The organism is Peribacillus sp. YIM B13481 (assembly GCF_042787985.1).
GTDB classification, from domain to species: Bacteria; Bacillota; Bacilli; order Bacillales; family DSM-1321; genus Peribacillus; species Peribacillus simplex_A.
The window spans coordinates 36,462-60,284 of the sequence record NZ_JBHZPE010000024.1 but is presented as its reverse complement, the minus strand read 5'-3'; the positions used below and the strand labels follow the sequence as shown (position 1 = coordinate 60,284).

Here is a 23,823-nt window from a genome sequence, read left to right as displayed (position 1 = left end):
CACTCCTTCAAGTCAGGTCTTTTCATTCACAGACTCTTAGCAAGGATATGGCGGTCTGTTTTATAAGAAAAATATTAAAGGTTTCTTCCAAAAAAAAGATATGTACTCAAGAAATCACGAGGAGTTGAGGGTTTTCGCTTCTAAATGAAGACAGCTTTAATGAAAAAACGTTATATTTTAAGTAAAGTTTAATTTGGGAGTTTTGTTCATGTAATTTGTTGTTAGTCCTTTCTTTTATGGCAATTAGTGTTATCTTGAGGGAAGCGCAGTCAGATACTAGTAGGGTATCCTGGAAGAATGTAGTTGGAATTTAGAGGAAAGGCAATGATGGAGTTTTTCATGGATAAGCTTTCAGCGGTTACTTGATATATGAGGACGAAAAATAACCGTCTGTTTTTTGTTAATAGAAGGGTTAGAAAGTTTAGACAAAGTGGCTTTTTTTTGACCAAATGGAAGGATATCACATCAAATCGGGTTATTCAAAAAATGACCATATTCTGTAAAAAAGTTAACCCAGGAGTGAGTTACTGGATTGGGAAGCAATATTGGGGTAAAGGAATTGCTACAGGGCTCAATTTTTTGACGAAAATAAATGTTCGTCCTCTTTATGCCCGGGCAGTCAAGGAGAATCTATGATCTATCCGGGTGCTGGAAAAATGCGGATTAGAAAGATTCGGTGAGGACAAAGGGGATTCCCATGCAAGAGGTTTGGGGTGAAGAATTCATTTTGAAAAACTTGAATCCTAAAACCCAGTTAAGATAAGACTAAAACAATATCGTTATGAGGAACGGGTGACATCGAATGTGGTTTAAGATTTTTTCCTTCATTTTCATTTTATGTGGTCTTTTTGTAATGTGGTTCGCCGTTTTTGGTGACAAGAAAGTAGTCAAAGAGTTCGGCTCAGGAATACCAACGAATTTCATCGATTTTATTTTAATGATGGTTTATAGACTTTTCCCTTCTTTTATTAGAAGAATCTTCCTTTTTGCATTGGGTCTGGCCATTTCTATCGGCTTTACCTATACGTTGCTTTATTTATAATTAACATAAATTTTCCTTTAATATAAAAAAAACCTGTAACTTAATTCATTCGGAAACGTAATAAAAAGAAACGATACATAGCTATTTCGATGAAAGATCATTGCAGTGATATTGATATTGGGAATTATGAGGGCGGGTAGCTGACGCCGACTGAAGACTTTAATGTGAGTTCGATGTTATTGCGCTATAAGGATAGGGAAGGGAAGCGGCATACAGAAACCATCATTGGGTATTTTGAAAAAGGGTATGTTAGAGAGGCTGCCATCACCTTGTAGTCCATCGGTAAGAACGGTGAAATTCAAATCTATTGATTGCAGCTGATTCAAGGGATGCTTTTATCCAAATGGAAGAATATCAGTATAGTAACAATATGCATAATATGGTAATGTTGAATTTGTGTGATTTTGGAAAATATAAAAAAAGGAAGGTATTATATGTCTGAAACGGTTCTTAAGGTTCAATCCTTAACTAAAAAAATTGGAAAAGCGACCATTGTAGACAATGTCAGCTTTGAAATAAAAAGTAATGAAATTTTTGGTTTGCTTGGTCCGAATGGGGCTGGTAAGACCACTATCATCCGGATGATCACTGGTCTTATCAACCGTACGGGCGGTACTGTCATGATCAATGGCAGTGACCTCGATAAAGATTTCGAAGGTGCGATGAATCAATTGGGGGCCATTGTTGAAAACCCGGAGTTTTATAAGTACATGACGGGCAGGAAGAATATCTTGCATTATGCCCGAATGTCATCCAATGACATATCCAATGAGCGAATAGAAGAGGTCATAAAGCTTGTCAAACTGGATCATGCCATCGATAAGAAGGTTAAAACCTATTCATTAGGAATGCGTCAGCGCCTTGGCGTGGCACAGGCCATTTTACATAAACCGTCGTTATTGATTTTTGATGAACCGACGAATGGCTTGGATCCACAAGGGATTCGTGAGTTTCGTGATTATTTGAAAGTACTGGCAAGTGAAGGCGTCGGGATATTGATTTCATCACATTTACTATCGGAGATGCAATTGATGTGTGATAGTTTTGCCGTTATCGAAAAGGGAAAGCTGATACATACGAAAGAACATATTGTAGATGAAAAAATCGAAACGGTAAATGAAGTTTCATTCACTGTCAGTGATGGGGAGCTAGCTAAAAAAATCCTTCAAGAACAGTTTGTGGATATTACGATTCTAAAATATGATGCGAAGACAATCTCCGTATCGGCTACTCGTGAACAAACGGCTGATATAAACAGGAGTTTTAATGGAAATCAACTGGATGTCTATGAAATTGGCATTACTAGAAAATCACTGGAAGATAAATTCTTTGAAATCACTGAGCAGGAAATGAGGGAGTCTGTATGATGTCCTTAGTAAAAAATGAATGGATGAAAATCTTTTCAAAAGTATCAACCTATATATTCATCGCTTTTCTTTTATTGGCAGCATTAGGGGCGGCAGTCATCGATTATAAATTAAGTGCCGGCGAATCGGGTAAAGATTGGAAGCAAGAGTTAAAGGCAGATATCCAAGAACAGCAAAAGGCATTGAAAGCTACTGATATCAGTGACGATGAAAAAGCCGAAATCATGGCTGACATTGATCTAAATAAGCAACTTTTAGCTGATAATATAAACCCTGACTTAAACACGAATTGGACATATATGGCGGAATGGACTACAGCATTAACGTCATTTGTCACTTTATTCGTCGTTATTGTTTGCAGCTCGCTAGTTTCCTCGGAGTTTTCGGATGGTACCATTAAACAACTGTTGATCAGGCCTTATAAACGTTGGAAGATTCTACTTTCCAAATATATTACTTCCCTGTTATTTGCAGCGTTATTACTTGCGAGCCTGCTTATATTCAGTTATCTAATCGGAATCATATTCTTTGGCAATGGTTCGTATTCAGACAAAATAATGGATCCTGGATCTTTCGGTGAATTCAGTACGGTGGTAGTCGGAGAATATTTCGTGGACATGATCGTTTACTGGATACCAGGATTCTTGGTCATCACGACCATCGCTTTCATGTTAAGCACATTATTTAAAAACCAAGCACTTGCAGTAGGTATATCCATTTTCATCCTATTTGCCTCTTCGACATTAAATATGGTCATTCAATCATTCATCGGTAAATACGAGTGGTTAAAATTCGTCTTATTCCCCCACCTTGATTTAAGGGGCTATATTTCCGGAACCATGGAAATGTTTGATGGAGCTACACTTGGATTTTCAATGAGTGTACTTGGCATCTATTATCTTATCTTTTTAGCGCTAACTTTCTTCTTCTTCCAGAAAAAAGATATCACTAATTAAATAGAGGGAACGACCGAAATCAGTGGCTGATTTCGGTTTTTCTTATTGAAGCCGCCGAGAGAAAAATACAATAAATTAAATTTTTTATTTGGTAATAATGATAAAATCCCCTTCAAGATAGAGGTTGCTGCGGCAGCCTTTTTATCATGGGCAAAAAAACGCAGGTATTCGAATCTACTTTATTTACTCGACTTTCTTTCAATGAATCATCAATTTAGTAATAGAATGAAACTTTTATCCAATTTTATCCGTATAAGATAGTATAAGGATATTTTAATTGACCAAGGGGTGCAAAATGAATAAAAAAAAGGTTCTGTTAATTGGACTTATAGGATTCATTTTATTTCTAATAGGTATTTACATATCACAATGGACGGTTTTTGGCGTAGCGATCGGGATAGGCGGAGGATACATAATGGGAATCAGTTCCGTCCTGTTTGCTAGTTAGTAGCTCCATTTGAGTATTACGGCAGGGACGATCATTAAAAATGAACAATTCGTCCTGCGCGCCAACAATTCGTCCTATTCAGGTCAGGTTAAAGTTTAATAAGGAAATCGGTATAGCCAATATTTTCATTTCCGATATGGATGGAGTAGATTTTAGAGATGGGAAAAATGCAGTATAAACGTAATTTAGTAATTGTACTTATTATTATTGGAACAACATTAGGTTTCTATGTGTACTCGGCATTCTCTGAGAAATTGACAAAATCAACGGACTTGTCTGATGAGTCTATCGGGGGATATAAAGTCTGGGATAACATATCGAGTCCAGAATTTATTAGAGAATATGGAGAACCCATCGATCAAGACAATAACAATGCATATGATTATTATTATTGGAAAGGCGGGTTAAAAACGGCCACTATCAATTCGGACGAGGATAAAGGGAAAATAATGCGGTTAATCATTTCAAGTGCGGATGACGATCTATTTGAAAGTTCCCTTCAAACAGGCAAAGGTATTAAATTAGGAAGTAAGAAAGCGGACGTTCTTTTGAAGTATGGGGATCATTATTATAAAAGTTATGAACAGGGAGCTGATATTATCGGCTACATTGACCATAAACGGAATATTACTTTAGAATTTTGGTGTGTTCAAGGTGGAAGGGTTGCAGAAATACGATTAGATGATTCAGATGTTATTTAATGCTTTTTTTACCGGGAAGGAATGATTAGAATCTTATCGTTATCTAATCTATTATTTTCAAATACTTTTCCTACTTTAAAATCTATTGAAAATAAAAAAGGGAGCCAATCCAAAAGAGAGAGTTATAAAAAGGTCCCATTTTATTGAACTGCACCTCCAATTTTTTAGATGGTGGAAATATAGATTGATCAGAGGGGAGTAAAGGGGAAGAAAATTTAAATTAATTCACCATTTTTTTGAATGTGAACTGAAACTTATTTCCATTTTATCCGTATATTATGTCATCGGGGCGGAGAGGAATATCAAAGGTACGATGTTGGTGGAAGCGGGGTTTGGATTTTCACAGGTGCTCCGGTATTTATAGGAATTATTTTTGTTATCATTTTTATAATGATCATAGTTAATATATTCTCTGGTCTTAGTCAATGGAGAAGAACGAGAAATCTCCTCGTTTATCTGTTCCTGCAATGGTGAAAGACAAACGAACAAATACTATTAGGAATGGTCATTCATACGGTCACAATAACAATCTCCACTCGCAAAGCTCCTCTACGACTTATTATGTTACATTTGAATTTGAGAGTGGCGATCGATCAGAATTCCATATTTCAGGAAAGAATTTGGTATTCTTGCAGAAGGGGATGTCGGCACTTTAACCTTTCAAGGAACAAGATATATTGATTTTACTGGGAAGAATTGTTAATAAATTAGTTACTTAAAATGAATCTAGGATAGATTAGGGGATGAAGGATCATGAATGAAAAGGGATGTATGAAATGCGGAAGCAATGATGCTGCCAAGAAGGACGTAGCAATGACTGGAACAGGATTGTCAAAAATGTTAGATGTCCAGAATAATCAATTTACGGTTGTGTATTGCAAGAATTGCGGTTATTCGGAGTTTTATAATAAGCAATCATCTGTAGGCAGTAATCTGCTGGATCTATTCCTGGGGTGATAAGCTGCACAAAAGAATCCCCTTTTTCATGAAAAGGGGATTCTTGTTTTTTCTTCATTTATGCATGAAGTTCTTTCAGCCCATTACCGGTTGGATTACTTTTTAGTATAAGCTATATGTAAAATAATGTGTGATTTCATAAGGAGAAATTAAATGAATAAAATAGCACTTCTTCAACTGTCTTTAGCCATGACGATCTTTGGATCTGTCGGTTTCTTTTCAGGACTATCAGGACTTCCTGCATTGGAACTGGTTTTTGTTCGCTGCATTTGTGCTGCCATATTCTTATGTGCAGCATGGATGATTACAGGACATTTCAAGAACGAAATATGGAATGGTAGAGAGATAATGCTCATCATTTTCTGCGCGGTGGCCAACTTGTTAAACTGGATATTCCTCTTTAAATCTTTCGAACTGATATCGGTGACAATTGCCATTTCGCTTTATCATTTAGCGCCGATCATTGTACTCATTATCGGGAGCTTCATCTTCAGGGAGAAAATGAGTTTATTTTCCATCCTGGCCATTTCACTTTGCTTCATTGGCACATTATTCATTATGGGAACAGATGGATTTCGATCATCAACCCCTGAATGGGAAGGGATTATTTATGGGGTCATTGCTGCATTTTTCTATGCGGCAACCATGCTTTTAGGAAAGAGCATTTCAAAGACAAGTGTATACGCGACCACTTTTCTGCAAATGTTCATTGGATTTCTATTACTGATTCCTTTTGTCGATTTTTCAGTCTACACAACGCTAAAATCTTCCGAATGGTTTTATACTGTACTTACCGGCATCATCCATACAGGCGTCGTGTATCTTCTGTTTTTTAATAGTATCCGCCATTTGCCTACAAATGTAGTATCTTTCATGATTTTTGTCGATCCGGCAGTGGCCATCCTTTTGGATATTCTGTTTTCAGGATTTCAACCGGACAGGATTCAAATCTTGGGTATTTCATTGATATTTATTGGGGTGCTCTATTCACTTAAGACGACAAGACCGACTGAAAAGGATGTCATGCAGAAAAGGCCGCACACAATGTGAGGCCTTTTTCCTTTATGGTTTTTCTATCAATCTATTGATTAAAATGATATACATCCCAAATGTCAGGGGTTTCTGATCCAAGGTACCAAGCAGATACACCGCCTAGGTGATTTTGTTTTACCAGGTCAATACGGAGCTTCATCGATTTTTTATCTTCTATCCATATTTGATGCTTTTCCCCTTTGGAAGTATACTCCACGTAATTTTGTTGAGTCTTTTTATCCCATACCTTTTTAAGTTTATGAGATGAAATGATTTTGTTGACTTCAGCCATGGTAAGGTCATGGCTTTTCACTTTTTTGGTCGATAAATCGGTTACCCATTCTCTCGTATAAAATGGTACAGCCAATATGATCTTATGGGCAGGTACTTCTTTCATTAAAAGCTTAGTTCCTTCTTTTATCCAAGGTAACGAGGAAACGGACCCGGCTACTGGGCTCCCTCCCCAATGCTCGTCATAACCCATTATGATTATGTAGTCTGCTATTTTGCCAAGAGCTTTCCTATCCAGACTTTTTGACCAAAAAGGGTCTTCATTTTCTCGGGTGACATCCACAGATACTTTAATTCCATGCGGTTTTAGTACCTTTTTCAGTTCGCCTATGAAAAGTACAAAGTCCTTCTTGTTTTTTGGATCGATGTTTTCAAAATCTACATTTATTCCATCACTTTTAGTTTTAACAAGTGAATCACATAAAGCTGAAACCAATTTCTGGCGTTTTTTTGTATTGCCTAGTACAGAACCGGTTAAAACAGGGTCAAATTGATTTCCGATAAGCTGCCAAACTTGCTTTCCTTGCTTATGGGCGTTTTGGACGAACTTTGCATCCGCAGAAACGGAAACGAAATTACCGGAATTCGTCAGCGTATAGGAACGAGGAGAAACTACATTTAAATTAGGTTGTTTAATTTGTTGGGTGTAGTTTTCTTTCGATTCATTATGCGTCCAGCCCATGACGACAGGTTTTTGCGCCTTTTTTTGAAGCTGGGATGTCTTTATCCATCCCTTTTTACCATCAAGCAATTGAACCTGGTAGTAATAATCAGGAATCTTCAATTTTTGGCCAACATTAATTGTATCTGCATGTAAGTTATTTAATTTCGTCAAATCACTGGTGGTTACCTTATATTTAGAAGAAATCTTCCACAATGTATCTCCTGATACTACCTTATGGATCTTATATTTCTGGGGAATCTTCAGGCTTTGGCCAACAGTAATTTCGGAAGAAGTTAATTTGTTTTCTTTTTGTAGCTCACTTACTGAAACTCCATATTGATTTGCTACTTTCCATAATGTGTTTCCAGTCTTTACTTTATGAATAATAGGGCCCGCGGAATCCCCAACGGCAGAGGAAATGACGGGAAACTCCTCGCCCTTTTTTAAGGTCTTTAATAGAGTAGAACCTAATTTAGGAGAACTAAAAACTTTTGTATTGTCCACTTTAACAGAACCTATGTATTGGGTTTTACTTGATGAACTACCACTGGTAGGAAAGAGACACATACAAAGAAGGTTTAACATAATAAAACATCCAAAGAATTTTTTCACGATTATTTTATTCCCCTTTGTAAAATTTAACTTTACTAGTTTACTATGGAGAATAGCAATAAAATAGAGGTACATTGTGGAAAAGTCTAGAAAATAGGGAATCATCTAAACAGGAATACGATTCTGCTGTTGTGGCCCCACACTATGGTAGGTCGAATTATTCTGTTGTAGGACGAATAATTTTGATGAAGGTCGGAATATTTGCATGTTGAATGACTTATTTGCGTGTGGGACGGAATATTCCTCCATTTCGACAAATTATGATCTTTATTTATTTTTAAAGGGAGAGTAACTGGAATTAATCTCCACTGCGCAATCTGCTACGACTAATGGTTAGGTTTAATGCTGATAGTTCATCTAGAAATAGGACTATAAAATTGGTAGTCCTATTTGTGTTCATTGTTTTCTTTTTAGTAAAAATCTTGGAGATGGAAGGGCTTCTTGTTCAGCTTCAAAATAAGCGAGTTTATTTGGTATGCAGGATATGATTGAGGGCATCCCCATTCCAACAGCTTTTTCTAAGGCGGTTAATAAGGGGAGCTCCTTACCATCAATATCTTCAGCCCAGGATATTACATAACAAGAATCTTCAGCACCATTCTGTTTTAGTAACTTAGCTATATCTACTGGATCTGAATTCGGTTTCGGAATCTCAATGATGTATTCTTCACGAAGAGTTGTTCTGTAAGAATGACAAAGGCGACTTAAGGCATCCTTGCGTTTCTTGGCTGAAGACAATTCGAACAGAATTCTATCTTGGAGCCTTTTGGTGAAAAATGATTTTACAATTGTTTTCTCCATTTCCTTATCCAAACTAATTCCCCTTTACAGTTTTTCAACTGGTAGTCTAAGCCTATCATAAGTGGCTTTGATAATTAACATCTCTCTAAAATCCCTCGAGATTTACGACAGTTTATTATACGTTTGTCGTTTTTAAGCTTTCTATGATAAGAAAAAAATTCTTCCAAATGGAGATTAATTTGTTGGAACTATACCATCCTATTCGTATGAACAGGGTTAGCCGGTTTTGCCTTTCTCCATTTTTTTTGGTAGGGTTTTCCTTCGAAAATATCTTGTACATGACATTTGTCATCTTCTAGTCATGACACCTGGTACTAATAAAATCAGGTTGATTTCTTTATAATAAGAAATAACGAAAAAATAAAGGGAAGTGCAATTGATTAATGACCATACAAAATACTAAAAACTTGAGAAAACAAATTGCTCCTTTTGAACAATCAACGACAAAAGAAAGTATATGGCAGATCATCAATACGTTAGGGCCGTTCATTATTTTATGGTACCTGGCATATATAAGTCTTTCGGTTTCTTACTGGTTAACGTTAATTCCAGCTGTGTTGGCTGCTGGCTTCTTGACAAGAATTTTCATAATTTTTCATGATTGTACGCATCATTCATTTTTTAAAAGCCGCCGTGCGAATAGAATAGTCGGGACAGTCATGGGTGTTTTGACTGTATTCCCTTTTGATCAATGGGGGCATGAGCATTCTGTGCATCACGCAACAAGTGGCAATTTAGATAAGCGGGGTACAGGGGATATTTGGACCCTTACGGTGGATGAATATTTGGCTGCGCCGCTTAGACTTCGTTTTGCCTATCGTTTTTATCGTAATCCATTGGTAATGTTTGGGATAGGTCCGATTTATGTTTTCCTTCTTAAAAATAGATTTAACCGGAAAGGTGCTAGAAAGAAGGAAAAAATGAACACCTATTTGACGAATGTATTAATCGTTGGTTTAGTGGCATTGCTTTGCCTTGCAGTAGGCTGGCAGTCATTTCTTTTAGTACAAGGTTCCATTTTCTTAATATCAGGTTCAGTGGGCATTTGGCTGTTTTACGTCCAGCACACATTTGAGGACTCTTATTTTGAAGAAAATGAGGAGTGGGAATATGTATTGGCAGCAGTGGAAGGAAGTTCTTTTTATAAGCTACCAAAACTGATGCAGTTCCTTACTGGTAATATCGGTTACCATCATGTTCACCATTTAAGTCCTAGGGTACCTAACTATAAACTGGAAAATGCACATAATAATACAGAGCCTTTAAAGAACGTACCAACGATTACTCTTGCTACAAGCTTACAGTCGCTCCGTTTCCGCTTGTGGGATGAGAAAAACAAGAATTTTGTTGGCTTTAAAGACATAAAACATTTAACGAAAAAAAGTGTTTCCGCTCAAGTGAAATCTGAATTGTAACGTTCATGAATCATTCCAGACTCCCTTAATAATCCTTGGATTTTGGGGAGTCTTTTCTTCATATAACGACTCAATAAAGGAGAGAACTTAAAATGATCCGAATTGTCATTGCAGAGAATCAGCAAATGCTGTTAGAGGCAATTAGTTCTCTACTCAATCTTGAAGAAGATATAGAAATTGCCGGGCAAGCCAGTAATGGAGAAGAAGCGATTACTCTTGTGCACCAATTAAAGCCGGATGTTTGTATCATGGATATGGAGATGCCTGTAAAGAGCGGGCTTGAGGCAGCTGAAGCTTTAAAGTCATTTGAATGCAAAGTGATTATTTTAACGACATTTCGAAGGACTGGTTATTTTCAACTTGCTTTAAAAGCTAATGTAAGTGGTTATTTATTGAAGGATAACCCGAGTGAAGAGTTAGCCTCCTCGATTCGCAGCGTAATGGATGGCAAGCGAATATACTCCCCTGAACTTATGGATGAGTCTTCCAATAATAATGACCAGGAAATGGGTGTGTTAGGCCTGTTAGCCGATGGTCAAACCACACTTGACCCCTCAAATCAGCAAAGCAACACAATTGGGACCGTAAGGAAATACTTTTCGACTATCAAGGATAAAATGAAGTTACCGGCTGGCTAGATGGATTTGGGATAGAGACTTTATGACAGGGTTAGATCAGAAATCCTGTGTTGACACGTTTTTTAAAATTGTGTACGATGGATTAAATCATAATATTGAAAATTCTGTGATAAAGAGAGTAGTTCATTTTGAAATGGAAAGCGAGTTAGGGATGGTGTGAGCCTAATGCAGGACGGATGAATGAAACGCACTTTGGAGAAATTTCTTGAAACGTCCAGTAGAGAACATCGGGGAGTCACCTCGTTAACAATGGAAAGTGGTCACAAATTGTGGCAACTAGAGTGGTACCACGGGAAACTATGCTCTCGTCTCTTATTTAGAGACGGGGGCTTTTTTGTTTAGGAGGGAAAAATGACGATGAATAAACCAATTGCAGCCTTAATTTCAACTGCTTTGAACAATGAAATGCCAACAAGTGAAATAGAAAAATTAATGGAAAAGCCTAAATTGATGGAGTTAGGTGATGTCGCCTTTCCATGCTTTACTCTTGCAAAAAAGTTGAAAAAGTCACCTCAAGTGATTGCGTCTGAAATAGCTGAACAATTAAACAGTAAGTTGATCCAAGAAGTGAACGTAGTGGGTGGTTATCTGAACATCTTCGTCAATCAACAGATTGTGACGGAAACTGTGTTGCAAACCATATTAAGTGAAAAGGATAAGTATGGCGGAAAGCAGCCTGTACAGGGAAATGTCGTGATTGATTATTCATCCCCGAATATTGCCAAGCCTTTTTCCATGGGGCACTTACGCTCAACGGTCATAGGAAATGCACTGGCTAACATTGCTGAAAAAAATGGCTACAATGCCGTGCGTATTAATCATCTAGGGGATTGGGGCACGCAATTCGGCAAATTGATTGTCGCGTATAAGCTGTGGGGAGACAAGGAGGCAATCGAAGCTTCCCCGATTCAGGAATTATTGAAAATCTATGTGAAGTTCCATGAAATGGCTGAAACGGATGAATCGTTGAATGAACAAGCACGCGCTAGCTTCAAGTCGCTTGAAGATGGGGACGAGGAGGCACTGGCACTATGGAAATGGTTCAGGGATGCCTCTCTAAAAGAATTCGATACGATTTATGATTTATTGGGCATCCGTTTTGATTCCTATGCTGGCGAAGCGTTTTACAATGACAAAATGGATGTTGTTGTCGAGGAACTAAAAGAAAAAGGCCTGCTTACCCTATCCGAAGGTGCCTATGTCGTGCAATTGGAAGATATGCCGCCTTGTTTGATTACGAAAACGGATGGTGCGACACTTTATGCCACGCGTGATTTAGCCGCGGCATTGTATCGTAAAGAAAAGTATGAGGCGAAGAAAACATTTTATGTTGTAGGAAATGAACAATCCCTGCACTTTAAACAACTCTTTAACGTCATTGGAAAAATGGGGTACGATTGGTCAAATGACTTACAGCACGTAGCATTTGGCATGATGTTAAAAGACGGTAAGAAAATGTCGACACGTAAAGGGAAAGTCGTGCTGCTTGCGGATGTTTTGGCAGAGGCAATCGAAACGGCGAAGCGCAATATTGAAGAAAAAAATCAAGCGCTTGAACAGAAAGAACTGGTTGCAAGACAGGTCGGTGTCGGAGCGGTAATCTTTAATGATTTAAAAAATAATCGGATGAATGATATTGACTTTTCATTAGAGCAAATGATGAATTTTGAGGGAGAAACGGGTCCATATGTACAGTACACATTTGCGCGTATTTCATCATTGCTGGAAAAAGGTGAATTTAAAGAACAGGTTATCCATTTTGACGCTTTAGGAGAATATGCTTGGTCAGTCATCCAACTGCTTGAGCAGTACCCGATCATTGTCCAAAAATCATTTGAACAAGCCGATCCATCACAAATCGCGAGATTCAGCTTGCATTTATCGCGTGCATTCAATAAGTATTATGCACATACGAAAATCTTAGTTGAAGATGAATGGAAACAAATGAAGCTCTCATTCGCTTTTTCCGTGGCAGTTGCATTAAAGGATGCGCTAAGTTTATTGGGAATTTCAGCGCCGAATAAAATGTAAAGTTAAAGAGTCCTTGCATTAGCGAAGAAAACTGAATAAAAAAAGAATCCATTTTGATCAATTTTCCTTCAAAATGGATTCTTTCAAAATAAAATGGAAGCAAAAAACGCCTACTCGATGACATCGAACCATAACGGGGATTTATCATCAGGTTCACCATTGTAATTGATCGTGATTTCCTCGCCAGCCTTTATATCTTTATGTGCATAAAAGTCTATCGTTAAATCTTCTAAATTATTATCGAATGTCGCATTTGGAGTGTATGAATGATTGAATAGTGAACCATTTCCTAAGGCAATGACAGTTTCATCATCATCTCCCCAATAGAAACAGTGATGAAAGAGTGCGGTTTTCTTTAGATATTTCCATTCATGTTTGGGTGAAATGATGACAGGTGATACCTCAATGAGTTCATCTTTTTTAATATCCCTTGTAGCATATACTCCCCTGCCATACTTCCCCGTATTTTTAATGCAGATTGGTGACACGGAAGCAACTCCCCTTTTTCGGTCCTGTTTGGCTATCAGTTGTGTCGTGGCATTTTTTTCATCTAGGCCACCAAGGTGCTTATTTAAGTAATCACTGCGTTTGCGAATGAATTCGAAGATGAATTCCGGTTCCTTGTCGAATAGATCAATCTTATTCTTTTTATATGGATCAAGAAGGATATGGGGGCGTATGCCCTGGTGTAGTGGTAATACTTTATTTTCCATATACTTCACAGTAAATGTGGTTTCTAATGTTTCAACCAAGAGGTCTTTGTAGAACTTACTGTATTCCGGAACCTGCAAGAGCAGATGAATAAGGTGGTTTGCCTTTTTCCCTTCGATAGGGACATATGTGTGCTCCATGATCCCTCCACTGACTTTGCGTCCCCAAGTGGCATCGTAATCCCAAGGAATGATTTCAAATAACTTCGTTTTACTATTGCGGTATAGTGCATAGTTATGAGTGAAACCGTCGTTATTCATGGTGCAAACTGCTCCAACCAGCCAGCGTAAGTATTTATGGATATCAAGATGTTGAGAGACTACTTCAGGAAACTTTGCAAGTGGGGTGGTGTTGATTTTTTTGATGAATTCGATGAGATATTCATCATCGGCGGGTTTGCCAAACGCTTGTTTATAGCCTGACGTAAGGGAGTCTTTCTCTTTCCCATCCCTTTTCAATGAAAAGTTGGCATTATTGTTGACAGCATAATAAATCGGGCCGGCAGGAAGTCCTCTTTTTTCTAAAAAAACCCCATCGACGGAATCCAATTGTAAATACACACCTTTAAACGTGCCATTTCGGAATAGGTTGATGTGTTGGCTATGAGGGGAAAGGACACCAAGGTCTTGAAAGAAATCGAGTGAGAGTTTATTGCGAATGAGGGAAGGATCTCTGTATTCGGCATTGAGATGGATTTTGTGGGCGCCAAAGAATCGTTCTGGCTCGATGAAATCAATCCAATAGGATCTTTTCCGGAATTTGCGGGTATAAGAGCCCCGATAGCCAATATCGATAACATAAGTGTCGTTTTCCACTTTCAAATTGGCGGGAATAGGGTCATCGCTCCAAATATCCGCACGTAAATCTTCTAGATCTTTTTCTTCTATCATTAAGAAATAAGATGGAATATGATAAGACATACACTCACCTTCCTTCCTTGTATAAGATGTTTTATGGACAGTCTTGACCTTAATGAAGCCGTAATATCATAAAATACTTCCACTTGATCAATCAGGGATTAATCAAGCTGAAGCATTTTATATTTAACTATCTATCTTCTTCTTTTTTTGCCACGTTCAGAGGACGAGCTTGAGCTTGAACTTTATGAAGTAGATGTTGTTGTTGTTGTAGATGTGATACCAGTAGTTATGATACCAGTAGCTGTGTTGCCAGTAGATTATTTTCCAGTAGATTTATTGCCAGTGGACTTGTTACCAGTGGACTTGTTGCCAGTAGAAGTGCCACCAGTAGAAGTGCTACCGGTAGATGAACTGCCAGATGAAGCTGCTTTTCCTTTTTTCCCTTTCATACAGACGCCTCCTTAATAAGGTTAATTTTATGATATGCGAAATGGTACATACTTGAGCGTTAGTTAACGACAAACGGGCTAATAAAAATTATGGAGAGGATTTAGGAGAGTTGCCTAATCAGGAGAATTATAGAATGGATAAGCAACGAAATGGAGTACCGTCCATTGTTAACATCTTTCGTCAATCAGTAGTTGTGTTGCCAGTAGTTGTGCTGCCAGTAGACTTGCTTCCAGTGGACTTGCTGCCAGTAGAAGTGCTACCGGTAGATGAACTGCCAGATGAAGCTGCTTTTCCTTTTTTCCCTTTCGGCATACAGACCCCTCCTTTAATAAGGTTAATTTTATAATATGCGCAATGGTACATACTTGAGCGTTAGTTAACGATAAACGGGCTAATAAAAATTAACGGAGAGGATTTAGGAGAGTTGCCTAATCCCAGGAGATTTATAGATGGATAAGCAACAAAATGGAGTACCGTCCATTGTTAACATCTTTCGTCAATCATTGCATCATGATCAGGCAGTATAATACATTCATGAAAAAAATGCCCTTTAATCCCGATGACCGGGAAGAAAGGGCATTTACCGCGGACATACAATGAACTGGATGTCACGTCACGGCTATAATAAATTAATAAGCGAGGCTGAATAGGGCTTTGATGTGTGATAGATAGCGAATATTACTTGCTTCTTTCATCAATGTAGCCGGCAGACCTTTAAGGGAAGTGTTATTGGCCCCAACGGTTGCCACTGCATCCTTACGGCCAAGGCTCGCAAGTGTACCTGAGTTGACAGGTGAAAATTCTTCAAGTTTCTTGCCTTCAAAGGCTGCATATAGGTTGTATCCAACAAGCTCACCCATTTGCCAAGCATTTTGTGCAGTAGGAGCGTATGGACGGCCGCCTTCTGGAGGGAAAGCAACGGCACTGTCTCCGACAACGAATACGTCATTATGGGATTTGGATTGCAAATATTCATTAACGGTTGCTTTGCCGCGATCCACTTCAAGACCTGATTCGCCTACGATAGGAAGTGCTGCGACTCCGCCTGTCCAAACAAGCGTATTGGCTTCGATCGTTTGTCCATCTTTCAATTCGATTTGATTTCCTTTAACACCCGTTACAGGCAGACCTGTCAAGAATTCAACGCCGCGTGCTTCCAAGCTGGACATGGCACGTTCAATTAAGTGGTCAGGCAGGACAGGAAGGATTTTTGGACCAGCTTCCACAAGCTTGATTTTCAAGTCCTTGAAGTCCACTCCGAACTTTTTGGCGATTTTAGGGAAATGATCCACGATTTCACCGATTAACTCGACGCCAGTCAATCCGCCGCCGCCGATTACGATTGTAGCGTCCGCTTCGTTATTCGTTTGTGCATATTCACGGATGCGATCTTCGATATGTTTGTAAATTTTGTTAGCATCATTTACGGATTTCAAGACCATGCTGTTTTCCTCAAGTCCCGGAATGCCGAAGAATCCTGTTTGGCTTCCCAAAGCAACAACTAGGGCATCATAAGATAAAGTGGAACCATTCGCAAGTTTCACTTCTTTTTTATCGACTGAGAAAGACTCCACTTTTGAAATGGTAAGGTCGATATCTTTTCCTTTGAAAAGTTTTTCCAAAGGAATCGAAACGGCTTGTTCAGAAATGGATCCGCCTGCAAGACGGTGCAATTCGGTGATGATTTGGTGCGTTGGAAATTGATTCACCACTGTAACCTGCACTTCATCCTTATTGTAATATTCACGTACGGATAAGGCTGATAGTAATCCCGCATAACCCGCACCTAAGATGACGATTTGTTTTGACATAGTTAATCCCCCGTCCTTACTGATTGAAAGTTTATCAAATTATTTTTGGTTTTTACGTTCTGAAGAGACTTCAAGAAAAGCTTGGGCGAAACGGAAAAGTTTTTGTGCTTGCGGATCTTTCATCATCCTTAACAGTCCAAAAAGACCGATCACATCATTATTCACTTCAGCACGATCCTTAGCTTCGATGGCATTAGCCGCTAGCCCTTTCACTGAATGGACTACAGGAGTCGCGATCTCCGAAATGGCACTGACCGTATCACTTTTCAAAACATCATCAGTCGCAACAGATTGAGCGAAATCATAAGACTTTGTTAAAATATTCACTAATTCAGTCAGTTTTGGTAACTGCTCAACTAAAGTGTTCAAGGATTCCTGAACCTCGGGCTTTAATAATTGGTCCAGTACATCTAATTGTTTTTGGCGGGCATTAATTTGTTCAGTCTGTGATTGGGTAATCGTTTCTGACATATCCAATTCTCCTTTGCAATAAGCATTTTGTTGATGTAAATAGAAAAACTTGTAAAAAATTACACAAAGTATGACACAAAAAATACTTTTAAAAATGTAGTGAAAGCTATCCTATAGTATATCCCTTTAGCTTCATGAAAACAGCTGATTTTTTAAAAATATTCAAAAAATGCGCTTTTCCTGTTATATGATAGAACAATTTTAATGAATGGTCTATGTTTGATCTGAAAGCTTTTACTAAAACGGTTATTTTATCCTAGAGCAAGGTGTCTATCATTATCATCATACATATTTCAATCTTTATACGCCATCCTAAATGATGGAGGTGAAAAATGTGGCGGATTCAGAATCAAAATTTTTAGAAGAGAATAATGATAAGAGGCAAAATAAACTGGTTGGCAGTATGGACTATACTAAAGAACAACTATTGGAAGGCATGAATGGAATTTCTGAAGTTTACCTCAAAAACAGTGAGGAGGGCACATTGGAAACACCTGATAAATAACATGCTGTAAGCATAGCGAAATTGTTATGCTTACTTAATTTTCCTCCTTTTTGGTAAAAAGTCCTCTATAGATCCTTAAAAATAGTTATTTAAATATTCTAAAAACTAACTTGACTTTATTGTGAATTCACGTAAGATAAATACATAGCCGTATAAGGGTAGTTTAAGAAAATTTCCTACTCTGCCATGCATCGCCTGATTTGAAAGATGAATCTATAAATAACTGTCGAATCTAATAGACTTCGCCATCCAGCGGAGCTAAACCTAGATCAAAACCAGTTATATCAATTATTTTTTATTGATATGACTGGTTTTTTTTATTTCATCATTCATCTTATTTCGTTTTTGGCAAAGAATCCGACGGCTGGCTGACCTTCATTCACACATCGTTCTTTTCAGCGGTATCATTAAGGCACTTAAGGATTAGCGGAAAGTAATGTTCACAAAGGTATAAGCAGTTTAAATCTTGTAGCAGGGGTGGGAATTATATGATAGGTACGAAGCAAACTAGGCTCGCAATTGATGTAGGCGGAACATTTACGGATGTTTTTGTTTTTGATGAAAGCACGAAGGAAATTTCAATAACCAAAACATCGTCTACTCCATTAAATCCTGAGATTGGTATATTAGATGGAATCGCAAAAGCGGAAATAGATTGTGAAAATATTAAAGTGTTTTCCCATGGTACGACAGTTGGTACCAATGCCTTGATTGAAAGAAAATTGCCAAAGACAGCATTGATCACCTCTAAAGGGTTCCGAGATGTTTCAGAAATTCGCCGTGGAACCAAACTCGAGTTATGGGATACATATGATGATGTAGCCAAACCGTATATTCAAAGAAGAGACCGTTTTGAAGTGGAAGAACGCATCGATTTTGCAGGGAATGTCCTGAAGGAAATCAATGAAGAGGAAGTACGGTCACTGGCAAGGAAATTAAAAAGACGCGGTACCGAATCCATTGCGGTTTGCTTCATGAACTCGTATGTAAACGGAAGCAATGAGGCGAAAGTGAAACGTATCATCCAGGAGGAACTCCCGGATGTCTATATATGCATTTCAAGTGAAGTCCTTCCTGAAATTTTTGAGCATGAGCGCATGAGTACGACGATCGTCAATGCGGTTTTAGGACCGACTGTCAGCAACTACATTAAAACCCTTGAAAGGGAAATGAATAAACGGGGATATGAAGATGACATATTAGTGCTTCATTCCGGCGGAGGGGTCATGACATCCCAAACCGTTCCCCGTTATGCGGCAAGGCTTGCAAGCTCCGGCATCGCTGCAGGTGCGATTGCCAGTAAACATATCGCCCAGCTTTGCGGCTTTAATAATGCTATTGGGCTGGATATGGGAGGGACGAGCACCGATATTTCCTTGTTGCATGAAGGTGATTTGCGGATTACGAAAGATTGGTATATCGAGTATGGATATCCGATAGGGTTCCCAAGTATCGAAATCTTGACGATAGGAGCAGGAGGCGGAAGCTTAGCTTGGGTGGATGAAGGCGGTTCTTTACGCAATGGCCCTCAAAGTGCAGGGGCGGTTCCTGGACCTGCCTGCTATAGCAGGGGTGGAGCGGAACCGACCAATTCCGATGCCAATATTGTATTGGGACGGCTTGGCACAAAACTATTGGATGGACAAATGGAACTGGATAAACAAAAAGCGATTGAAGTCGTGGATAAGATCGCCAAGAAATTCAAATATACGATTGAAGAAGCCGCGAATGCCATTACAAGGGTGGCCAATGCCAACATGTGTGATGCGCTAAGGCTGATTTCAGTCAGACGGGGATACGATCCCCGCGACTTTGCCCTTGTGGCTTTCGGAGGGGCTGGGCCTTTGCATGGCGCGTACTTGGCCAAGGAAATGGAAATACCGACTGTCATCATCCCGCCGCATCCGGGTGTTGCCGCGGCAATGGGATGCCTGCTGGTCGATGTTCGTCATGATATATCCAAAACCTATGTCAAGAATGTCAAGGATGTCTCGTTAGAGGATTTAGAGAAAGAATTCATCGGGATGGAAAAAGAGGCCGAGGAATTATTGCAAGAAGAGGGGGTAGCTAAAGAAGCTTCCACATTGATGCGTTATATTGACATGAGGTATATGGGACAGTGGCGTTCATTGGCGATAGAAGTCGATTGTCCAATTTCTTCATTGGAAGAGACCCTTAACCGTTTCCATCAAGAGCACGAACGGGAGTTTTCTTTCTCTGATAAAGAACAGACCGTGGAAATTTACGGGCTGCTCGTTACGGCTATCGGAACTGTGCCAAAACCTGAATTTCCGACCTATGAACCTGGGGGCACACTTGCTGATGCCTTGAAGGAAACGCGGGATGTTTATTTCGAAGAGGAAGGTTATGTGAATACGAACGTGTATAACCGGGAACTCATTCCGGCATTCTCTGAAATTACGGGACCTGCCATAGTGGATCAGCTTGATACAACGACTGTCATTCCACCAAATTTCACGGCAAAAGTTGATAAATACAGGAACTTGATTCTTTCCCAAAATAAATAAAAGAGGTGGATTCCATTGTCTAATAAACAGTTAATTGACCAATCTGGAGTTGGAACAGGTTTAGATCCGGTGACATTTGAAGTGATAAAAAATGGCTTCGTTAACCTTGTAGATCAAATGGCTGAACAAATCCTTCGGACATGCTATTCCTTCGTCATTTATAATCGGGATTTCAGCTGTGCGCTATGTGATGCAGAAGGAAATACAGTCATGCAAGGAACACAGGATATTTCCGTACATGTAGGTACACTGCATCTAACGGCAAAGGCTGTACTGGAAGACTTCGAAGGTGACATCCATCCTGGGGACATATTCTTAGTCAATGACCCGTATCGGGGCGGTACTCATTTCAATGACACACGGGTCCTGCTGCCTGTCTTTCATGAAAACAAGCTCATTGCGTTCATGCAAACAAATGGCCACTGGGCCGACATGGGGGGATCGACACCTGGATCCTTTGATATCAATGCCAAGGAACATTTCGGCGAGGGGGTAAGGATTCCTCCCCTTAGGATATATAGTAAAGGAACGTTTTTAAAAGATGTGGTCAATGTGCTCGTTACGAATATGCGCGTGCCTGAAGAACGTGTAGGCGATCTGCGTGCTCAAGTGGAAGCGGCCAAGGTAGGCGAGCGTCAGTTGTTTGCCATTATAGGGAAGTATGGAATCGATACGACTTTATCTGCCTTTGCGGAAGTGCAGAATTATGTGGAGCGTTTGGCAAGAGCCAAGGTTGCGGCTTTACCGAATGGCACCTGGGAGACCGTTGATTATATTGATATGGATCCGGAAGTCGGAGACGGTCTAATCCCGATCCGGGTTAAGATGACCATCACGGATGACGAGATCCTTTATGATCTTTCTGGTTCGCATTCTTATATCGGCTGCTTTTTGAATGCCGGTTTTGGGGCTTCTTTATCAGCAGCATACTCAGGAACCAAGACATTCTTCCCCGAAATTCCACTGAACTCCGGTTTTTACAGAGTGGTGAAGATTGAGCTGCCGGAAAACTCCGTCGTCAATGCTCCAGCACCGATAGCCGTAACGGGTTTTTGTTCAGGTGCCTATGAAAAGATCATGAGTGCTTGTTTCGAACTCTGGTCCAACATCATGCCGGAAAGAGCGATCGCATGCTCTTTTAACCTGGAGTATTTACTTATCGGCGGGTGGGATCAACGCCAGGAGCAAGATAAATACTTCATGTGGTATGACTGGATGGCCGGCGGTCATGGAGGCCGCTCAGATCGGGATGGTGTGAACGCCACTTCTCCGACATTCGGTTTGGGACTCAGCGTACAGCCTTGTGAAGGACAAGAAAGATTGTCACCTGTCGTGACGATGAAGCATGAAATCATTATGGACTCTGCTGGTCCGGGTAAATACCGCGGCGGGTGCGGTGTAGAAAAGGGTGGTACACTCACGAACGTCAAAAACACGGTCATGTCATATTGCTGTGATCGTTCCCGTTCAATAACATGGGGGATTTTTGGAGGACTGCCTTCTTCCCCGCATGGAGCATGGCTGAATCCAGGCAAGGAAGACGAACGATATTTAGGTGCGATTTTCTCAAATGTAAAAGTGAAGCAAGGGGATTCCTTTGTTCGGCCATCCGCTGGGGGCGGGGGTCTGGGAGATCCGCTTGAAAGAAGTCCCGAAGATGTTTTGGAAGATGTTATCGATGAGTATGTTTCAATTAAGAGAGCTAAAAAGGATTATGGCGTGGTTATCAAGGAAATCGATAAAGATCTCGATTTATTCGAGATAGATGATGAAGCAACGGAACAAGCAAGGTCTTATATCAGAAAAAACCGTAAACAATGGCTTGAGGAAAACGTTCAAATCGTTGAAAATAAATTCGCCAATGGGGAGCTGGATAGTTTGGATGTCATTCGCCAGCATGGTGTCATCATCGATTATGCAACGAATAAAGTCTTGCCAGAATCAACAAAACAGTTCCGTGAATCCATGAAAACCCGTTCATTGGCTTATTGGAAGTAACCTGAAAAAGGTTCCGAATTCATTCGGAACCCCTGACTGTAGATGAACTCGAAAAAAACGAGTTTGCCTGCAGTTTTTTTCTTTGAAAAAAGTTTCAGTTGATTGGAGCGGGTGTTCGAGACTCCTGCTTAGAACAGCGCGTCTAGGGGAGACCACGCAGGCGCAAGCCGAGGAGGCTCCCCGACCGCCCGCGGAAAGCGAGTTTCTTGAGCGGAAATCAACATCCAAATAATATCCAAATTATGTAGGTTTCGAAGGCATACTTAATGGAAACCCATCAATTCCTTCACATGTTTACAATTTTCTTTGGAAGTGAGCATTTCCAAGAGCGTAAAGGCAACATCGAATGCTGTGGAAGGATTGTAGGATGTAATGATATTGTCCGTGACGACAATCGGTTCATTAACGACTATCGCACCAAATTCTTTTAGCTGACCCTGTCTTTTACTGGTTGGATGATTGTATGTAGTGGCTTTTTTTCCATTCAATATTCCGCTTTTTCCTAGTGGGAGAGAACCGACACAAATGGTTGCTATGATCTTGTTCTTATTATGAAAATACTTAATAACATCAAGAAACCTCTGATCATATGCATCATCATAGAAACCGGCTTCTTCAAAACCTCCTGGAATGGCCAAAGCATCGAAGTCATCAAGGTTCACTTGATCGAGGGTCAATTCCGGCTGCACGATGAAATTCCATGTGCATTTCAATTGTTCATGAAGCCCTACTGTAACCAGGTCAGTCGTACCATCACCCTCTAATTTATTCCAGCCTAATACATCTGTAAACACACTTGCTTCAACCGCTTCGAATCCATTGGATAGCAGCATCAATACTTTTTTCATAGTGTATCCCCCTTATTTATATTTGTATTTATTATATAAAAAGCTAATTCCTTAATACATACGATAAATTATGTAATCATTTCATTTCTATTTATTTTATAATGTATTTAGGTGAATTTTATTAATAAAAAAAAGTGAGGGTGATTGAATTGGATCAAACGGATAAAAAGATACTTTCCTTACTGGAGAATAATGGGCGCATGTCCATGAAAGAACTGGCACATGAAGTTTCCTTAACAGCCCCAGCAACTAAAGAACGTGTTAATAAATTAGAGGAAAGCGGAGTGATAAAAGGATATAAAACGGAAATATCCCTAGAAAAACTTGATAGGAGAATAACAGCATTCATTTTATTCGAAACGGATAGATGTAAAGACTTTTATCAATTTAGCTTGAACCATCCTGAAGTACTGGAATGCCACCGGTTAGCCGGTCAATACAGTTATTTAATTAAAATAAGTACATTTTCCATGGAAACGCTGGAAGACTTCGTCGATGAAGCCATTAAATATGGGAAATCGTCCACCCATCTGATATTTTCTTCCGCATCGAAAAATGTTTTTTCAGGCGAGGAAATGTAACCGGCTTTAATCATTTGCTTGCCATCTCTTTAATATATGAGCAGCAATTAGCAGGAAAAAACTCCACCCATATAGAAAGTAATTAGTAACAAAAATCACAGTTGA

Annotated in this window: 23 protein-coding genes, 1 pseudogene and 1 other annotated feature; of the genes and pseudogenes, 16 read left to right on the top strand and 8 right to left on the bottom strand. The window is 39.4% G+C overall.

Annotated elements, in window-relative coordinates:
* Nucleotides 1-802 precede the first annotated feature (802 nt).
* The 8 genes from ACFX4X_RS14830 (at nucleotide 803) to ACFX4X_RS14795 (ending at nucleotide 6,521) form a co-directional block, all read left to right on the top strand.
* Complete coding sequence (locus ACFX4X_RS14830) at nucleotides 803-1,042, top strand: hypothetical protein (protein ID WP_125162990.1); 240 nt, start codon at nucleotides 803-805, stop codon at nucleotides 1,040-1,042.
* A gap of 434 nt (nucleotides 1,043-1,476) precedes the next feature.
* Complete coding sequence (locus tag ACFX4X_RS14825; RefSeq protein ID WP_125162991.1) at nucleotides 1,477-2,409, top strand: ABC transporter ATP-binding protein; 933 nt, start codon at nucleotides 1,477-1,479, stop codon at nucleotides 2,407-2,409.
* Complete coding sequence (locus tag ACFX4X_RS14820) at nucleotides 2,409-3,365, top strand: ABC transporter permease (RefSeq protein ID WP_377384496.1); 957 nt, start codon at nucleotides 2,409-2,411, stop codon at nucleotides 3,363-3,365. The genes ACFX4X_RS14825 and ACFX4X_RS14820 overlap by 1 nt, the downstream gene beginning before the upstream one ends.
* 295 nt (nucleotides 3,366-3,660) lie before the next feature.
* Entirely contained in the window at nucleotides 3,661-3,813 is a 153-nt protein-coding gene (locus tag ACFX4X_RS14815) for a hypothetical protein (RefSeq protein ID WP_185148005.1), read from the top strand.
* A 158-nt stretch (nucleotides 3,814-3,971) separates the two neighbouring features.
* Nucleotides 3,972-4,514 (top strand): hypothetical protein, encoded by a 543-nt coding sequence (locus ACFX4X_RS14810; protein WP_377384494.1) that lies wholly within the window; start codon nucleotides 3,972-3,974, stop codon nucleotides 4,512-4,514.
* Nucleotides 4,515-4,939: 425 nt separating this feature from the next.
* Nucleotides 4,940-5,170, top strand: coding sequence for a DUF2500 domain-containing protein (locus ACFX4X_RS14805; protein WP_377384492.1), 231 nt, complete (start codon nucleotides 4,940-4,942; stop codon nucleotides 5,168-5,170).
* A 97-nt stretch (nucleotides 5,171-5,267) separates the two neighbouring features.
* Nucleotides 5,268-5,471 (top strand): zinc ribbon domain-containing protein, encoded by a 204-nt coding sequence (locus ACFX4X_RS14800; protein WP_377384490.1) that lies wholly within the window; start codon nucleotides 5,268-5,270, stop codon nucleotides 5,469-5,471.
* Between the two features lie 153 nt (nucleotides 5,472-5,624).
* Nucleotides 5,625-6,521 (top strand): DMT family transporter, encoded by an 897-nt coding sequence (locus tag ACFX4X_RS14795; RefSeq protein ID WP_318685601.1) that lies wholly within the window; start codon nucleotides 5,625-5,627, stop codon nucleotides 6,519-6,521.
* A gap of 31 nt (nucleotides 6,522-6,552) precedes the next feature.
* Here ACFX4X_RS14795 and ACFX4X_RS14790 read toward each other — a convergent pair whose 3' ends face one another.
* Nucleotides 6,553-7,962, bottom strand: coding sequence for a LysM peptidoglycan-binding domain-containing protein (locus tag ACFX4X_RS14790; protein WP_377384488.1), 1,410 nt, complete (start codon nucleotides 7,960-7,962; stop codon nucleotides 6,553-6,555).
* Between the two features lie 504 nt (nucleotides 7,963-8,466).
* Nucleotides 8,467-8,883: a hypothetical protein gene (locus ACFX4X_RS14785; protein ID WP_377384486.1), complete on the bottom strand. Its 417-nt coding sequence runs from the start codon at nucleotides 8,881-8,883 to the stop codon at nucleotides 8,467-8,469.
* A 371-nt stretch (nucleotides 8,884-9,254) separates the two neighbouring features.
* Between ACFX4X_RS14785 and desA the strand changes: the two genes are divergently transcribed.
* The 3 genes from desA (at nucleotide 9,255) to argS (ending at nucleotide 12,955) form a co-directional block, all read left to right on the top strand.
* Nucleotides 9,255-10,286 (top strand): Delta(5) desaturase DesA, encoded by a 1,032-nt coding sequence (desA, locus tag ACFX4X_RS14780; protein ID WP_377384484.1) that lies wholly within the window; start codon nucleotides 9,255-9,257, stop codon nucleotides 10,284-10,286.
* Between the two features lie 92 nt (nucleotides 10,287-10,378).
* Nucleotides 10,379-10,924 (top strand): response regulator, encoded by a 546-nt coding sequence (locus ACFX4X_RS14775; RefSeq protein ID WP_377384482.1) that lies wholly within the window; start codon nucleotides 10,379-10,381, stop codon nucleotides 10,922-10,924.
* 97 nt (nucleotides 10,925-11,021) lie between these two features.
* Nucleotides 11,022-11,240 (top strand) — a binding site (T-box leader).
* A gap of 35 nt (nucleotides 11,241-11,275) precedes the next feature.
* Entirely contained in the window at nucleotides 11,276-12,955 is a 1,680-nt protein-coding gene (gene argS, locus ACFX4X_RS14770) for an arginine--tRNA ligase (protein ID WP_377384480.1), read from the top strand.
* A 110-nt stretch (nucleotides 12,956-13,065) separates the two neighbouring features.
* Here argS and ACFX4X_RS14765 read toward each other — a convergent pair whose 3' ends face one another.
* The 3 genes and pseudogenes from ACFX4X_RS14765 to ACFX4X_RS14755 form a co-directional block, all read right to left on the bottom strand.
* Nucleotides 13,066-13,443, bottom strand: coding sequence for an SET domain-containing protein (locus ACFX4X_RS14765; RefSeq protein WP_309487235.1), 378 nt, complete (start codon nucleotides 13,441-13,443; stop codon nucleotides 13,066-13,068).
* Nucleotides 13,444-13,515: 72 nt separating this feature from the next.
* A pseudogene (locus tag ACFX4X_RS14760) lies at nucleotides 13,516-14,586 on the bottom strand (CotH kinase family protein); the annotation flags it as partial.
* 257 nt (nucleotides 14,587-14,843) lie between these two features.
* Nucleotides 14,844-14,975 carry a hypothetical protein gene (locus ACFX4X_RS14755; RefSeq protein ID WP_377384478.1) on the bottom strand — a complete coding sequence of 44 codons (132 nt, stop codon included), beginning with the start codon at nucleotides 14,973-14,975 and terminating at the stop codon, nucleotides 14,844-14,846.
* Between the two features lie 134 nt (nucleotides 14,976-15,109).
* Here ACFX4X_RS14755 and ACFX4X_RS14750 point away from each other — a divergent pair, with 134 nt between their 5' ends.
* On the top strand, nucleotides 15,110-15,322 hold the full coding sequence (locus tag ACFX4X_RS14750; protein ID WP_377384476.1) for a hypothetical protein: 213 nt from the start codon (nucleotides 15,110-15,112) through the stop codon (nucleotides 15,320-15,322).
* A 283-nt stretch (nucleotides 15,323-15,605) separates the two neighbouring features.
* Here ACFX4X_RS14750 and ACFX4X_RS14745 read toward each other — a convergent pair whose 3' ends face one another.
* The gene (locus ACFX4X_RS14745; protein WP_061462493.1) at nucleotides 15,606-16,787 is read right to left on the bottom strand and encodes an NAD(P)/FAD-dependent oxidoreductase; all 1,182 of its coding nucleotides are present in this window, start codon (nucleotides 16,785-16,787) and stop codon (nucleotides 15,606-15,608) included.
* A gap of 39 nt (nucleotides 16,788-16,826) precedes the next feature.
* Nucleotides 16,827-17,258, bottom strand: coding sequence for a helical membrane plugin domain-containing protein (locus ACFX4X_RS14740; protein WP_125160534.1), 432 nt, complete (start codon nucleotides 17,256-17,258; stop codon nucleotides 16,827-16,829).
* A 334-nt stretch (nucleotides 17,259-17,592) separates the two neighbouring features.
* Between ACFX4X_RS14740 and ACFX4X_RS14735 the strand changes: the two genes are divergently transcribed.
* The 3 genes from ACFX4X_RS14735 to ACFX4X_RS14725 all read left to right on the top strand — a co-directional run bounded on the left by ACFX4X_RS14735 (nucleotide 17,593) and on the right by ACFX4X_RS14725 (nucleotide 22,289).
* Nucleotides 17,593-17,763 carry a hypothetical protein gene (locus ACFX4X_RS14735; protein ID WP_377384473.1) on the top strand — a complete coding sequence of 57 codons (171 nt, stop codon included), beginning with the start codon at nucleotides 17,593-17,595 and terminating at the stop codon, nucleotides 17,761-17,763.
* A gap of 488 nt (nucleotides 17,764-18,251) precedes the next feature.
* A complete protein-coding gene (locus tag ACFX4X_RS14730; RefSeq protein WP_377384472.1) occupies nucleotides 18,252-20,291 on the top strand; it encodes a hydantoinase/oxoprolinase family protein in 2,040 nt (679 codons plus the stop codon).
* Nucleotides 20,292-20,306: 15 nt separating this feature from the next.
* A complete protein-coding gene (locus ACFX4X_RS14725) occupies nucleotides 20,307-22,289 on the top strand; it encodes a hydantoinase B/oxoprolinase family protein (protein WP_377384470.1) in 1,983 nt (660 codons plus the stop codon).
* Nucleotides 22,290-22,552: 263 nt separating this feature from the next.
* Here the strand turns inward: ACFX4X_RS14725 and ACFX4X_RS14720 are convergent, their stop codons facing one another.
* The gene (locus tag ACFX4X_RS14720; RefSeq protein WP_377384468.1) at nucleotides 22,553-23,137 is read right to left on the bottom strand and encodes a DJ-1/PfpI family protein; all 585 of its coding nucleotides are present in this window, start codon (nucleotides 23,135-23,137) and stop codon (nucleotides 22,553-22,555) included.
* 149 nt (nucleotides 23,138-23,286) lie between these two features.
* On the opposite strand from ACFX4X_RS14720, the gene ACFX4X_RS14715 reads away from it, so the two are divergent.
* Nucleotides 23,287-23,718: an Lrp/AsnC family transcriptional regulator gene (locus ACFX4X_RS14715; protein ID WP_377384466.1), complete on the top strand. Its 432-nt coding sequence runs from the start codon at nucleotides 23,287-23,289 to the stop codon at nucleotides 23,716-23,718.
* The last annotated feature ends 105 nt before the right edge of the window (nucleotides 23,719-23,823 follow it).

Excerpts from the sequence above, each read along its gene's own strand:
- ACFX4X_RS14740 (WP_125160534.1), bottom strand. The coding sequence starts at position 17,258 with ATGTCAGAAACGATTACCCAATCACAGACTGAACAAATTAATGCCCGC.
- ACFX4X_RS14820 (WP_377384496.1), top strand. The coding sequence starts at position 2,409 with ATGTCCTTAGTAAAAAATGAATGGATGAAAATCTTTTCAAAAGTATCA.
- ACFX4X_RS14795 (WP_318685601.1), top strand. The coding sequence starts at position 5,625 with ATGAATAAAATAGCACTTCTTCAACTGTCTTTAGCCATGACGATCTTT.
- ACFX4X_RS14830 (WP_125162990.1), top strand. The coding sequence starts at position 803 with ATGTGGTTTAAGATTTTTTCCTTCATTTTCATTTTATGTGGTCTTTTT.
- desA (WP_377384484.1), top strand. The coding sequence starts at position 9,255 with ATGACCATACAAAATACTAAAAACTTGAGAAAACAAATTGCTCCTTTT.
- ACFX4X_RS14815 (WP_185148005.1), top strand. The coding sequence starts at position 3,661 with ATGAATAAAAAAAAGGTTCTGTTAATTGGACTTATAGGATTCATTTTA.
- ACFX4X_RS14745 (WP_061462493.1), bottom strand. The coding sequence starts at position 16,787 with ATGTCAAAACAAATCGTCATCTTAGGTGCGGGTTATGCGGGATTACTA.
- ACFX4X_RS14825 (WP_125162991.1), top strand. The coding sequence starts at position 1,477 with ATGTCTGAAACGGTTCTTAAGGTTCAATCCTTAACTAAAAAAATTGGA.
- ACFX4X_RS14720 (WP_377384468.1), bottom strand. The coding sequence starts at position 23,137 with ATGAAAAAAGTATTGATGCTGCTATCCAATGGATTCGAAGCGGTTGAA.
- ACFX4X_RS14755 (WP_377384478.1), bottom strand. The coding sequence starts at position 14,975 with ATGAAAGGGAAAAAAGGAAAAGCAGCTTCATCTGGCAGTTCATCTACC.
- ACFX4X_RS14750 (WP_377384476.1), top strand. The coding sequence starts at position 15,110 with ATGGATAAGCAACGAAATGGAGTACCGTCCATTGTTAACATCTTTCGT.
- ACFX4X_RS14730 (WP_377384472.1), top strand. The coding sequence starts at position 18,252 with ATGATAGGTACGAAGCAAACTAGGCTCGCAATTGATGTAGGCGGAACA.
- ACFX4X_RS14775 (WP_377384482.1), top strand. The coding sequence starts at position 10,379 with ATGATCCGAATTGTCATTGCAGAGAATCAGCAAATGCTGTTAGAGGCA.
- ACFX4X_RS14800 (WP_377384490.1), top strand. The coding sequence starts at position 5,268 with ATGAATGAAAAGGGATGTATGAAATGCGGAAGCAATGATGCTGCCAAG.
- ACFX4X_RS14805 (WP_377384492.1), top strand. The coding sequence starts at position 4,940 with ATGGAGAAGAACGAGAAATCTCCTCGTTTATCTGTTCCTGCAATGGTG.
- ACFX4X_RS14810 (WP_377384494.1), top strand. The coding sequence starts at position 3,972 with ATGGGAAAAATGCAGTATAAACGTAATTTAGTAATTGTACTTATTATT.
- argS (WP_377384480.1), top strand. The coding sequence starts at position 11,276 with ATGACGATGAATAAACCAATTGCAGCCTTAATTTCAACTGCTTTGAAC.